At 72.8% G+C, this 12,337-nt stretch carries 10 protein-coding genes and 1 tRNA gene; 2 read left to right on the top strand and 9 right to left on the bottom strand.

Going from position 1 to position 12,337, the window contains the following annotated elements:
- Positions 1 to 38: 38 nt before the first annotated feature.
- The 5 genes from IEY30_RS22175 to IEY30_RS06985 all read right to left on the bottom strand — a co-directional run bounded on the left by IEY30_RS22175 (position 39) and on the right by IEY30_RS06985 (position 3,859).
- Positions 39 to 290: a universal stress protein gene (locus IEY30_RS22175; protein ID WP_308423750.1), complete on the bottom strand. Its 252-nt coding sequence runs from the start codon at positions 288 to 290 to the stop codon at positions 39 to 41.
- Positions 269 to 487: a universal stress protein gene (locus IEY30_RS22170; protein ID WP_308423749.1), complete on the bottom strand. Its 219-nt coding sequence runs from the start codon at positions 485 to 487 to the stop codon at positions 269 to 271. Before IEY30_RS22170 ends, IEY30_RS22175 begins: the two co-directional genes overlap by 22 nt.
- 113 nt (positions 488 to 600) lie before the next feature.
- A complete protein-coding gene (selB, locus tag IEY30_RS06995) occupies positions 601 to 2,412 on the bottom strand; it encodes a selenocysteine-specific translation elongation factor (protein ID WP_030201446.1) in 1,812 nt (603 codons plus the stop codon).
- A 3-nt stretch (positions 2,413 to 2,415) separates the two neighbouring features.
- On the bottom strand, positions 2,416 to 3,738 hold the full coding sequence (selA, locus tag IEY30_RS06990; RefSeq protein ID WP_043417165.1) for an L-seryl-tRNA(Sec) selenium transferase: 1,323 nt from the start codon (positions 3,736 to 3,738) through the stop codon (positions 2,416 to 2,418).
- Positions 3,739 to 3,763: 25 nt separating this feature from the next.
- Positions 3,764 to 3,859, bottom strand: a tRNA-Sec gene (locus tag IEY30_RS06985).
- 85 nt (positions 3,860 to 3,944) lie between these two features.
- Here IEY30_RS06985 and selD point away from each other — a divergent pair.
- Positions 3,945 to 4,955: a selenide, water dikinase SelD gene (gene selD / locus IEY30_RS06980; RefSeq protein WP_052358839.1), complete on the top strand. Its 1,011-nt coding sequence runs from the start codon at positions 3,945 to 3,947 to the stop codon at positions 4,953 to 4,955.
- The gene (locus IEY30_RS06975; RefSeq protein ID WP_030201439.1) at positions 4,952 to 5,350 is read left to right on the top strand and encodes a rhodanese-like domain-containing protein; all 399 of its coding nucleotides are present in this window, start codon (positions 4,952 to 4,954) and stop codon (positions 5,348 to 5,350) included. Before selD ends, IEY30_RS06975 begins: the two co-directional genes overlap by 4 nt.
- Positions 5,351 to 5,358: 8 nt before the next feature.
- Here the strand turns inward: IEY30_RS06975 and IEY30_RS06970 are convergent, their stop codons facing one another.
- Genes IEY30_RS06970 through fdh form a run of 4 tightly spaced genes read right to left on the bottom strand, consistent with a single transcriptional unit; the run spans position 5,359 to position 12,245 of the window.
- Positions 5,359 to 6,669, bottom strand: a complete 1,311-nt coding sequence (locus tag IEY30_RS06970; protein ID WP_052358838.1) for an L-lactate MFS transporter — start codon at positions 6,667 to 6,669, stop codon at positions 5,359 to 5,361.
- 34 nt (positions 6,670 to 6,703) lie between these two features.
- Positions 6,704 to 7,816, bottom strand: coding sequence for an NrfD/PsrC family molybdoenzyme membrane anchor subunit (gene nrfD, locus IEY30_RS06965; protein WP_030201433.1), 1,113 nt, complete (start codon positions 7,814 to 7,816; stop codon positions 6,704 to 6,706).
- The gene (locus IEY30_RS06960; RefSeq protein WP_030201432.1) at positions 7,813 to 8,916 is read right to left on the bottom strand and encodes a 4Fe-4S dicluster domain-containing protein; all 1,104 of its coding nucleotides are present in this window, start codon (positions 8,914 to 8,916) and stop codon (positions 7,813 to 7,815) included. Before IEY30_RS06960 ends, nrfD begins: the two co-directional genes overlap by 4 nt.
- A 2-nt stretch (positions 8,917 to 8,918) precedes the next feature.
- On the bottom strand, positions 8,919 to 12,245 hold the full coding sequence (gene fdh, locus IEY30_RS06955; protein WP_229674874.1) for a formate dehydrogenase: 3,327 nt from the start codon (positions 12,243 to 12,245) through the stop codon (positions 8,919 to 8,921).
- Between the last annotated feature and the right edge of the window lie 92 nt (positions 12,246 to 12,337).

The following is a 12,337-nucleotide window of genomic DNA, read 5'->3' as shown; positions in this document are numbered from 1 at the left end:
GTCCCGGGCAGGCCCTCCCCGCCCTGCCCGGGACGGCGTCAGTCGCGGTCGTGGAAGACGAGCACCGGGCAGTGCGCGTGCTCCGAGCACGCCGAGCTCACAGACCCGAGCAGCAGCCCGGCGAATCCGCCGTGCCCGCGACTGCCCACGACGAGGAGCGAGGCGCCCCGACTCGCCTCGATGAGCACGGTCCGGGCGGATCCGTGCACCACCTCGGGCTGGAGCCCCTCCGGCCGGTGGCCGCCGAACACCTCGTCCAGCGTCTCCCTCAGCACGGTGTCGGCGTCCACGTCAGGACGCCAGCCGACGTCCACCGGCGCGTTGAAGGACTGCGGTGGTCCCACGCCGTGACCGCCTCGACGCGGCTCCCGTCGGCCGCGGCGAGGCGCGCCGCCCAGCGCAGCGCGTGCTTCGACGACTCGGAGCCGTCGACCCCCACGACGATGCGTCCCGGTGCCGTGCGCTCCTCGCCCGCGACCTCGCCCATGGCTCTCCACCTCTCCCTCTGTCACCCCAGCCTGTCGTGGGGCGGGCGTCACGGGCAGGGCCTTCGGTCCCGCTTGTCCGCGACACGGCATACGAGGGCGTATGCCGTGTGGCTCAGCGGGCGACCTCGCGGTGCGAGCCGTCGAGACGTCGCGTCCATCCGCGGCGGTCGAGGTGCTCGAGCAGCGGGATGACGATGCGGCGCGTGCTGTCGAGCGCCTGGCGGGCGTCGCTCGTCGTGAACGGCTGCGGGAGCGCCGCGAGCTCGCGCATCGCGAGGGCCGGCGCGTTGGGGAGCAGGACCACGTCGCCGGGCAGGCGCAGGATGCGGCCGGTGCCCTCGGCGGCGGCCAGCTCGCGCGGCCCGAGCCCTGCGGCGTCGAGCTCGTGCTGCTCCGGAGCCGTGAAGGGGCGCTGCCGCAGGCGTTCCTCGATCCTGCCGAGAGCGGCCTCGGCGGGGGCCGAGAGGGCTGCGGTGCGCCCGGGCAGCCCGACGCGGCCGTCGCGCACCTCGAGCCCCACGGCCGCGGCGAGGTCGGTGACGAGGGCACGATCGGGTGCCCCGGCAGCGGCGCGCGCGGCCTCGAGGGCGAGCACGGGGTCGATCGGCGTGGTGTCGGCCCGGCGCTGAACCGCGGCGCGCAGCCGCTCGGCTGCGTCCTGCCAGGCGGAGTCGTCGACGAGCCAGGCACCCCGGCGCGCGACGGTCTCGGCCGGCCGCTCACCGGCCGGCACCGTGATGCCGAGCGAGCCGGCATCGGCCTGCCTCATCCAGCCGCGCCGGGCGACCTCACGGGCCAGGTCCGGCGCGCCGTCGAGGCCCCGGACGACCTCTGCCCGTCGGGCTGCGGCGCCCCGCCGGTCGAGCCTCGGGGGGTCGGCGTCGACGACGACCGCGCCGACGACGTGACGCGAGCCCGGGTCGCGCAGGACGACCCGGTCGCCGCCGACGAGGGGCAGCGTCGACGGCAGGAGCAGCCTCACCGCGCCCGGTCCGAGGGGACGCACCCGCGCCTCGAGGGCAAGCGTGCCGACGTGGACCATGAGGCGGTTCGGGAGCCGCTCGGCGGCGACACCGCCGGGCCCCGACGCCTTCGCCCCGACGAGCCGCACGTCGAGCGACGTCGTGACGTGCCAGACCCGTGGCGTCAGCAGCACGTCGCCGCGCGCGACGTCGTCGACCCCGATGCCGCGCAGGTTGACCGCGACGCGGGCCACGGCGGGCACCTCGTCGTGGGTCCGGCCGAGGCTCTGCAGCCCGCGCACCGTGACGGTGTGGGAGGCGCCGTTCGCGCGGTGCACGAGGAGCTCGTCGCCGACCCGGACGGTCCCGGCCCCGAGGGTGCCGGTGGCGACGGTGCCGCTGCCGCGGACCGAGAACGACCGGTCGACCCAGAGGCGGGTGCGTCCGTCGCGGTCGGGGGTGGGGAGCGCACCGACGAGGTCGTCGAGGGCGCCGCGGAGGGCGTCGAGCCCCTCGCCGGTGCGCGCCGAAACCGCGAGCGCGGCACTGCCGGCGAGGCTGGTGCGGCCGACGTGGTCGAGCGCCTCCGCCATCGCGGGACCGGGATCGGCGAGGTCGCTGCGTGTCACGACGACGAGCCCGCGCGAGATGCCGAGCGCGTCGACGGCCGCGAGGTGCTCGGCCGACTGGGGGCGCCAGCCCTCGTCGGCGGCGACCACGAGCATGACGGCGGGCGCGGGGCCCAGCCCGGCGAGCATGTTGCCGATGAAGCGTTGGTGCCCGGGCACGTCGACGAAGGCGACGTCAGCGCCGGACGCGAGGGTCGTCCACGCGTACCCGAGGTCGATCGTCATGCCCCGGCGGCGCTCCTCGGCCCACCGGTCGGGTTCGATCCCGGTCAGGGCCCGCACCAAGGTGGACTTGCCGTGGTCGACGTGGCCGGCGGTCGCGATGACGTGCACGGGTCAGTCGCCGCTCGGCCGGTCGACGCCACGGACGTCGAGGACGGCGCGGACCGCGAGGATCGCGCGCTCGACGTCGGTATCCCGCGCCGGCGGCACGCAGCGCAGGTCGACGAGGCAGCGGCCCCGCTCGACGCGGGCCACGACACCGGGCTGACCCCGCCTCAGGCGCTCGGCGCACTCCTCCGGAAGCGCCACGGCCCAGCCGGGCAGCGGCAGCCCCGGCGCCCCGCCGCCACCGACGCGTCCCTCGACGGCGACGACCTCGCCCGACACGGCGGTGGCCAGCCGCTCGGTGCGGGCCCGCAGCCGGTCGCGGTCGACGTGGAGGTAGTCGGTGACCGGCGGCACCGGTCCGCGCAGGGTCGCCTCGAGAGCGGCGAGCGTCAGCTTGTCGACGCGCAGCGCCCGCGCGAGGGGGTGGCGCCGCAGCCGCTCGACCGTGGCGGCCTCGCCGAGGACGAGACCGGCCTGTGGGCCGCCGAGCAGCTTGTCGCCGCTCGCCGTGACGATCGTGGCGCCGTCGGTGAGCGCCGTCGTCGCATCGGGCTCGTCGGGCAGCAGGTCGTCGCGGTGGAGCAGCCCGCTGCCGATGTCGACGACGAGCGGCGCGCCCAGTGTCGCGAGCTCGCGCACCGACGCGGCGCTCGTGAAGCCCTCGACGCGGAAGTTGCTCGGGTGCACCTTGAGGATGCAGCCGGTCTCGGGTCCGAGGGCGTCGGCGTAGTCGGCGAGCCGGGTGCGGTTGGTCGTGCCGACCTCGCGGAGCCGCGCGCCCGTCGACGCGATGAGGTCGGGCAGGCGGAAGCCGTCGCCGATCTCGACCATCTCGCCCCGGCTGACGAGGACCTCCCGGCCGGCGGCGAGGGCGGTGGTGGCGAGGACGAGCGCGGCCGCACCGTTGTTGACGACGAGCGCGTCACCGGCCGCGGGGACCGCCGCCCGCAGGGCCTCGAGGGTCCCGCGCCCGCGACGGGCGCGCGCTCCGGTGGCCGTGTCGTACTCGACGTCGAGGTAGGCCGCGGCTGCCACAACCGCGTCGACGGCGGCGTCCGACAGCGGTGCCCGGCCGATGTTGGTGTGCACGACGACGCCGGTGGCGTTGAGGAGCGGCCGGAGGGTCGTGCTGCGGGACGGGAGCATCGCGCGCGCCGCCGTGAGCACGTCGTCCGGCGCGATCTCTCCGGAGCGGGCCAGGGACTGTGCCGAGCGCACCGCCTCCTTGACCGTGGCAGCACCGTGCCGGGCCACGGCGGCGACGAGGTCGGGGTGGCCCATCAGCACGTCGGTGCGTGGGACCGCCCGACGCGGGTCCGACTGCGCCACGCGCGGCTCCTCTCCTGCAGGACGTTGGCGGAGGTGGACGGGAATCGAACCCGCCAGACCGAGATGCTCGGTCTCACCGGTGTTGAAGACCGGGGGGACCACCAGGTGCCCAGACACCTCCACGGGTCACCGTACCCATCCCGTCCCCATCCCGAGGCGCGGCCCCTCGACGGGGCACACGGCATACGGCGACCTACGGTGTGGGTATGACGGCGAGCGTGGACAAGGTGCACGACGGGACCCGGGTGAGACTGACGCAGTTCGCCCACGGCGGCGGCTGCGCGTGCAAGATCCCGCCGGGCGAGCTCGAGGAGATGGTGAGCGGGCTGACCGGGATCGCCGACGCGAACCTGCTCGTCGGGCTCGACGACGGCGACGACGCGGCAGCCGTACGCATCAACGACGGCCTGGCGGTGCTCGCGACGGCCGACTTCTTCACGCCCGTCGTCGACGACGCCTACGACTGGGGGCGCATCGCCGCGGCGAACGCCCTCTCCGACATCTATGCCATGGGCGGTCGTCCCGTGCTCGCCGTGAACCTGCTCGGGTGGCCGCGTGACGTGCTGCCCCGCGAACTCGCGGCCGAGGTGCTGCGCGGCGGTCTCGACGTCGCTCGGCTCGCCGCGTGCCCCGTGGCCGGCGGCCACAGCATCGACGACCCCGAGCCGAAGTACGGCATGGCCGTCACGGGCGTCGCGGACCCGGATCGCCTGCTGCGCAACGACGCCGGCCGGGCGGGGCTGCCGCTCAGCCTGACCAAGCCGCTGGGCGTCGGGGTGCTCAACAACCGGCACAAGGCGACCGGTGAGGTCTTCCCCGAGGCCGTCGCCTCCATGGCCGCGCTCAACGACGTCGCGTGCCGGGACGCACTCGAGCGCGGCATCCGGGCCGCCACCGACGTCACCGGCTTCGGGCTGCTCGGCCACCTCTACAAGCTGGCGCGGGCGTCGGGCGTGAGCGCGGTCGTCGACTCGGCCGCGGTCCCCTACCTCGACGGGGCGCGGGCCTCGCTTGCAGCCGGCTTCGTGCCCGGCGGCAGCCAGCGCAACCTCGACTGGGTGAGCCCGCACCTCGACGCCACCGTCGACCACGACGAGCTGCTGCTGCTCGCCGACGCGCAGACGAGCGGCGGCCTGCTCGTCGCCGGCGAGGTGCCCGGCGGCACGGTCATCGGCGAGCTCGTCCCCCGCGGCGAGCATGTCCTGCAGGTGCGATGAGCCGAGTCGACGACGTGCTGGCGCAGGCCCGCTCAGGCCTGCAGCGGCTGTCGCCCGAGCAGGCGTGGCGCGAGGTCCGGGCAGGCGCCCTGCTCGTCGACACGCGCACGCCACCGCAGCGCGCCCGACAGGGTGAGCTGCCCGGCGCGCTCGTCATCGACCGCACGGTCCTCGAGTGGCGGCTCGACCCCACGAGCCAGGCCCGGATCCCGGAGGCGGACCGCGACGACCTGCGCGTCATCGTGATCTGCCGGCAGGGCTACAGCAGCTCGCTCGCCGCCGCCTCCCTGCACGGAGTCGGACTCGCTCGGGCCACCGACGTCATCGGCGGGGTCGAGGCCTGGGCAGCCGCAGGGCTACCCCTGGCACCCGGACCCGCCGATGTGCGTGAGTGACGGCCGTTCTACCGGCGGCTCGCGCCAGTCCCGTGGCGGTCCTCGACCGGTGCCGGCTCGTGCCGCGGCTTCTTGGTCACGAGCGGCAGGACGAGCGCGACGAGCGTGATGACGCCGATGACGGTGAAGCCGAGGTTGTAGGCCTTCTCGCTCCCGATGAGCGACGCGATGAGCAGCGGACCCACGACACCGCCGATGCTCCAGCCGATGAGCATCAGCCCGTAGATGGCGCCGACGTTCTTCACCCCGAAGAACGTGCCTGCGGTGGACGGCATCGTGCCGAACGCCCCGCCGTAGCAGAGGTAGACGAGCGCCGCGAGCACCGCGAAGAGGGCCGTGCTGCTCGCGTGCGGGATGAGCAGGAGGCAGATGCCCTGGATGCCGAGGATGCCGAGGAAGGCCGGCATCTTGCCGATCATGTCGGAGATCCAGCCCCAGAAGATGCGGCCGGCACCGTTGAAGAGGCCGAGCACGCCGACGAGCGCGGCGGCTGCGGCGGTCGAGTAGCCGGCCACATCTGTGGCCGTGCCAGCGGCGACGGCGATGAGCGAGATGCCGGCCGTGACACTCATCGTCAGGATGGCGGTGAGGAGGTACCACTGCTTGGTGTGCATCGCCTCGCTCGGGGTGAAGTCGCGCGGGCCCGTGCCGTTCTCGACCCTCGGTGCGTCCTTGCTGGTCGCCCCCGTCACGTCGGGCAGGACCGCGGGGTTGCGGAAGACCGAGGTGCAGACGAGCAGGATGACGAGGTAGCCGATCCCCAGCCACAGGAACGCCTTGGTGGGCACGCTCGGTGACTGGTCGATGAGGGCTTGCCCCACCGGTGCCGTGACCACCGCGCCGAACCCGAAGCCGGCCACGGCGAGGCCGGTGATGAGGCCCGGCTTGTCGGGAAACCACTTCTGCAGCATGGCGATCGGGACGATGTAGACCATGCCGAGGCCGAAGCCGCCGATGACGCCGTAGCCGAGGACGAGCAGCCAGAAGGAGTCGGCCGACTGGGCGAAGGACGCGAGGATGACACCGACGGCGTAGATGACCCCGCCCGTCATGGCGACGACCCGGGGGCCTCGGGCGTCCTGGAGCCGGCCACCGACGTAGCTGCCGACGAAGATCATCCCGATGACGACGCTGAAGGGCACCGCGGCCTTCGACTTCGACCATCCGAAGGCGGCGTCGCTCTGCAGCGCCTTGGCGAAGACGCTCCACGCGTAGACGGAGCCGATGGCGAGCTGCACGAGTACCGCGCACACGAGGATGACCCAGCGGTTGCCGCCGGGCGAGGCGGTGCTGTCGTTCCGAACCGCACTGGTGCTCATGAGGCTCCCCTTCTCGTCCTGGTGGCGCGGCGCGTCATCGCGCCGTGGTGATCGAGTCGTCGACGACGCCGGCCGCGCGGCGCTTCTCGAGCCGCTCGCGCTGGGGCTCGACGGTGTACTTCGGGTCGATCGCCGAGACCATGCCGGCCTCGAAGACGCCGAAGCGGGTGCACACCGAGGCGGCCATGAGTGCCGCCCCGCTGAGCGCGGCGGTGACCCGGTTGCCACCGAGCGCGACGGCCCCGAGGGCTCCCCCGACCGTGAGGGCCCGGCTGGCCTTGAGCAGTCGCCCGGCCTTGCCGGTGCGCAGCGGCTCCGAGAGCGTGGGTCCGAGCTTGTCCTGCATGCGCTCGAAGGCGACGAGCTCGGCGAGCGCGCTGACGGCGGCGAGCTTGCGGGCCGGGCCGTTCTCGCGCGTCGGGACGGTGACGAGGGCGAGCCCCGAGGCCGCGAGGTTGGCCGAGCTGACGAAGACGAACGGCAGCTCGCGGTAGGACTCGTGCCACGTCGGGGTGGCCGTGTCGGCGAGGAGCACCGCGGTGTAGGCCGCCAGCGGCGGCGCGAAGAACGCGGACCCCACCGTGGCCGGCCCGTCGGCGAGCTTGAGCGCCTTGGCGACCAGGGCGACCGCGCCGCCGGATCGCGCCCCGCGAGAACGGCGCTCGATGACCGGGCGCGCGACCTCGGAGACGAGCGCGGCACCGGCGAAGCTGCCGAAGGCGGTGAGGATCCACGAGCCGACCGACATCGGCGACGTCAGCTTGACGGTGCGCATCATGTTGAGGGCACGGCTGGGCTTGCCGAGGTCCTTGGCCAGCGCGGCACCACCGAGCGCGGCACCGGCGACGGCACCGATGCGCCCGGCGCGCTGCAGGGCCGGGTAGCCACGAGCCGCACCCCCGGCGCCGAGCAGCGCGGAGCCCGCGGCGATGCCGCCGAGGAAGAGGTATGCCGCCACCTCCTTCTCCCACGGTGCGGGCTTGACGATGTGGCGCCCGTAGTAGCTGTCGAAGCTGACGTCGGGGACCATGATCGACTCGTCACGACGCTTGCCGCCGTTGCGACCGCCACCGCCGCCACCGCCGCCGTTGCCGCGACGGCGCGTCCGCTCCGGCGGGCGGTCGGCGTCGAAGGGGTTGGTCGTCACTTGCGTCTCCCCACGAAGGCGGCCGCGGCCATCGCGAGCATCGTCAGCCCCGCGTAGCCGGCCTTGCGGAACATGTCGGGCAGGTCGGCGGTCGTCACCCGCGGGTCCGGCGGCAGGCCGTAGACCTCGGGCTCGTCGAGCAGCAGGAACGTCGAGCCCGTGCCGCCGACGCCGTCGTGCTCGTCGACGCCGTAGAGGCGGGCCTCGGGATAGCCGAGCTCGTGCAGCTGGGCGACGCGGGCGCGCGCCGTGGCCCGCATCTCGTCGAGGTCGCCGAACTTGATGGAGGTCGTCGGGCAGGCCTGGGCGCACGCGGGCGTCTGTCCCGCGCCGAGGCGGTCGTAGCAGAGCGTGCACTTCTGGGCGATGCCGACGTTCTTGACCTCGCCGTTGCTCGAGGCGTGGGCCGGCTGGTTCTGGTGCGAGCCCTTGGCCGTGTCTCCGGCGCCCCCGGCGCCCTTGATGCTGATGCCGTGGGACTGCGGGCCCTTCTCGTGGCCCTCGTTGCCGCTCCGGCGCTCGATGACGCCGAACGGGCAGGCGGCCACGCAGTAGCCGCAGCCGTTGCACACGTCGTCCTGCACGACGACGGTGCCGAACTCGGTGCGGAAGAGGGCCCCGGTCGGACACACGTCGAGGCACGCGGCGTGGGTGCAGTGCTTGCACACGTCGGAGGCCATCAGCCAACGCACGTCGGGCACCGGGTTGTCCGTGAGCGTGTCCGTGAGCGTCGCGGTCGCCGTGCCCCCGCCACCGGCGAGGGCGGGCTCGTCGCCTGAGCGCACCGACGGCATACCGAGCGAGACGAGCTTGCGCCCCGACTCGCGGGCCTGCTCGATGCGGTCGCTCGTCTGCTCCACGAACGCGACGTGCCGCCACGTGCTGGCCCCGAGGGCGCCCGTGTTGTCGTAGGACTGGCTCAGCAGGTCGAGGCCGTCCTCGGGGACGCCGTTCCACTCCTTGCAGGCCACCTCGCAGGCCTTGCACCCGATGCAGATCGAGGTGTCGGTGAAGAAGCCCTTGCGGGGTTCGCTCGTCTCCCACGCGGCATCGGCGGCCGGGTCGGTGGGGCCGGAGAGCTGGTTGCGCCAGAAGCCCATCGTCAGCCTCCTCTCGTGTCGGGGGTGGACTCCGGGTGACCGGTGCGCAGCTCGTTGCTCGTCATGACGGTGCTGCCGGCCCTCGACTGGTACTCGGCGACGAGCCGCAGCAGCTCGTCACCCGCCGGTCGGCGGCCGGGCACGATGTCGCACGAGCCCGCCTTGCTCTCCTGGATCTGGACGTTGGGGTCGAGAGCCACACCGAGCAGGTCGTTGGCGGCGTCGCCGCTCACGATCGCGTTGCTGCCGACGCCCCAGTGGTAGGGCAGCCCGATCTGGTGGATCGTGCGGCCCCGGACCACCAGGGGCGTCATCCGCTCGGTGACCATGACGCGGGCCTCGATGGCGGCTCGGGCCGACACGATGGTCGCCCACCCGCCGTTCTCGAGGCCGCGCTCGGCCGCGAGCTCCGGCGACACCTCGCAGAAGAACTCCGGCTGGAGCTCCGAGAGGTAGGGCAGCCACCGGCTCATGCCGCCGGCCGTGTGGTGCTCGGTCAGCCGATAGGTGGTGAAGACGTACGGATAGACGTCGGCACCCGGCGCGTCACCGGAGGGGCTCCACAGGTTGTCCTTGCGCGGGAACACCTTGCGGGCCGGGTTCGACTGCTGGGCGTAGAGCGGGTTGCTGACCGGAGACTCCTGCGGCTCGTAGTGGGTCGGCAGCGGCCCGTCGAGCATGCCTTTGGGCGCGAAGAGCCAGCCCTTGCCGTCGGCCTGCATGACGAACGGGTCGTCACCGGCGAGACCTGCGGGTCCGCCCGTGCCCGGCTCGGGCCGGTAGCTCGGCGCCTTGTCCGGCACGAAGTCCGGCACGTCGTGCCCGGTCCACTTGCCGGCCTCGGCGTCCCACCAGACGTAGCGCTTGCGCTCGCTCCACGGGTTGCCCTCGGGGTCGGCCGAGGCGCGGTTGTAGAGGATGCGGCGGTTCGCCGGCCAGGCCCAGCCCCAGTCGAGCGCCGTGAGGTCCTGCTCGCGGCCGGGCTTGCGCGCGGCTGCGTGGTTGACGCCGTCGGCGTAGACACCCGTGTAGATCCAGCAGCCGCCGTCGGTGGAGCCGTCGGCCTTCATCTCGGTGTAGGACGAAAGAGGCTCTCCCGCCTTGTCGCCCGTCAGGTGACGGCCGTTGACCTCGGCGAGCACCGCCTCGGCGTCGGGCTCACCGTGCTCGTCGGTGGGGTAGTCCCACGTCAGGTCGAGCAGCGGACGGTCCCGCTCGTCGGTCGAGTCGGCGAGCAGCTCGCGCACCCGGCGTCCGAGCTCGTAGAAGAACTGCAGCTCGCTCTGGCAGTCGCCCGGGGGCTCGACCGCCTGGTGGTGCCACTGGAGCATGCGCTGGGTCTGGGTGAACGACCCGCTCTTCTCGGTGTGCGCGGCCGCGGGGAGGAAGAAGACCTCGGTCCCGATGTCCTCCGTCTTCAGCTCACCGGAGGCGATCTCCGGCCCGTCCTTCCAGAAGGTCGCGGACTCGATCATGTTGAAGTCGCGCACGACGAGCCACTTGAGGTGCGACATGGCCTGGCGCTGCATGCGGCCGTGCGCCGACCCGACGGCGGGGTTCTGGCCGAGCAGGAAGTAGCCCTCGACCTGGTCGTCGAGCATCGCCATCGTCGTCTGGTAGGTGCCGTGCGCACCGCTCAGCCTCGGGAGGTAGTCGAAGCACCAGTCGTTCTCGGCGGTCGCGGCCTTGCCCCACCACGCCTTGAGCAGGCTCACGGCATACGTGTCGGCGTTGGCCCAGAAGCCCTTCTGCTCCTTGTTGCCGATGGCGCCGAGGTAGTCGTCCCACGTGTCGTGCAGGCCTGCGACGGGCATCGCGAGGTAGCCGGGGAGGATGTTGTAGAGGGTCGGAATGTCGGTCGAGCCCTGGATGCTCGCGTGGCCGCGCAGTGCCATGATGCCGCCGCCCGGACGGCCCATGTTGCCGAGGAGCAGCTGCACGATGGCGGCGGTGCGGATGAACTGCGCACCGAGCGTGTGCTGGGTCCAGCCCACGGCATACACGAACGCCGTGGTGCGCTCGCGCCCGCTGTTCTCGGTGACCGAGCGCGCGAGGTACTCGAAGTCGTCGACGCCGATGCCGCAGGTGTCGGCGACCATCTCCGGGGTGTAGCGGGCGTAGTGCTTCTTGAGGATCTGGAAGACGCTGTTGGGGTCCTGGAGCGTCTCGTCCCTCAGCACCTTGGCGTGCTCGAGGGCGGGACCACCCGACCCGTGCTCGTCGCCCGCGGCCCGCTCGGACTTGGTGTGACCGTGCTCGTGACCCGCCGCGGGACCGCCGATGGTGCCGGGCGTCTCGTCGTCCGCGCCGTCGTTGCTGGCGTAGGCCCACGTCTCCTGGGAGTAGCTGCCCTTCTCGTCGTCGTAGCCGGAGAAGAGGCCGTCGAGGTCCTCGGTGTCCTGGAACTTCTCGCTGACGATCGTGGCCGCGTTGGTGTACGCGACGACGTACTCCTTGAAGTACAGCTCGTTGTCGAGGATGTACTTGATGAGGGCGCCGAGCAGCACGACGTCGCTGCCCGCCCGGATCGGGATGTGCTTGTCAGCCGTGGCCGACGTACGCGTGAAGCGCGGGTCGACGTGGATGACCCGGGCACCCTTGAGCCGAGCCTCCGTCACCCACTGGTAGGCGACCGGATGGCACTCGGCCATGTTCGATCCCTGGATGACGATGCAGTCGGCGTTGGACAGGTCCTGCACGTACTGCGTGGCGCCGCCGCGCCCGAACGAGGACCCCAGACTGGGGACCGTGGAGCTGTGTCAAATACGAGCTTGGTTCTCGATCTGGATGGCACCGGCGGCGGTGAAGAGCTTCTTGATGAGGTAGTTCTCCTCGTTGTCGAGCGTCGCTCCGCCCAACGAGGCGATCCCCATGGTGCGCCGCAGCGGGCGCCCGTGCTCGTCGTGGTCCTGCCACGTGCGGCGGCGCGACTCGACGAAGCGCTGCGCCACCATCTCGACGGCCGTCGACAGCTCGATGGACTCCCAGTCCGTGCCTCCGGGTCGGCGGTAGAGCGCCTTGCGCTGCCGACCCGGGTTGTTGACGAGCTGCTCGCTCGCGGACCCCTTGGGGCACAGACGCCCTCGCGACACCGGTGAGTCCGGGTCTCCCTCGATCTGGACGACGCGGCCGTCCTTGACGAAGACGCGCTGGCCACAGCCGACGGCGCAGTAGGGGCACACGCTCTGGACGACCTTGTCGGCCGTCGCGGTGCGGGGCGTGAGCTCGCGCGTGTGGGCGGACGTGACCGCCGGCCCGCGACCGAGGAAGTCACCCGAGCGCACCTGCCGGACGACCGGCCAGGACAAGAACGTCTTCTTGGGATCCACCGCTGCACCTCTCTGGACTGGGCGACCGCACCATGACAACACGTCTGTCTGGGAGCCGCCACAGAAGCATTACCCACTTCGGCGGATCGCGA

Origin of the sequence: Terrabacter tumescens, from assembly GCF_014646815.1 — a bacterium.
Taxonomy (GTDB): Bacteria; Actinomycetota; Actinomycetes; order Actinomycetales; family Dermatophilaceae; genus Terrabacter; species Terrabacter tumescens.
Note: the sequence above shows the minus strand (reverse complement) of the source record. Positions and strands in the feature narration are given on the sequence as shown.

What these genes read in the sequence shown, in the direction of transcription:
- IEY30_RS22170 (WP_308423749.1), bottom strand. Translation starts at nt 487, where the DNA reads ATGGGCGAGGTCGCGGGCGAGGAGCGCACGGCACCGGGACGCATCGTC.
- selD (WP_052358839.1), top strand. Translation starts at nt 3,945, where the DNA reads ATGACGGCGAGCGTGGACAAGGTGCACGACGGGACCCGGGTGAGACTG.
- IEY30_RS06975 (WP_030201439.1), top strand. Translation starts at nt 4,952, where the DNA reads ATGAGCCGAGTCGACGACGTGCTGGCGCAGGCCCGCTCAGGCCTGCAG.
- IEY30_RS06970 (WP_052358838.1), bottom strand. Translation starts at nt 6,669, where the DNA reads ATGAGCACCAGTGCGGTTCGGAACGACAGCACCGCCTCGCCCGGCGGC.
- IEY30_RS06960 (WP_030201432.1), bottom strand. Translation starts at nt 8,916, where the DNA reads ATGGGCTTCTGGCGCAACCAGCTCTCCGGCCCCACCGACCCGGCCGCC.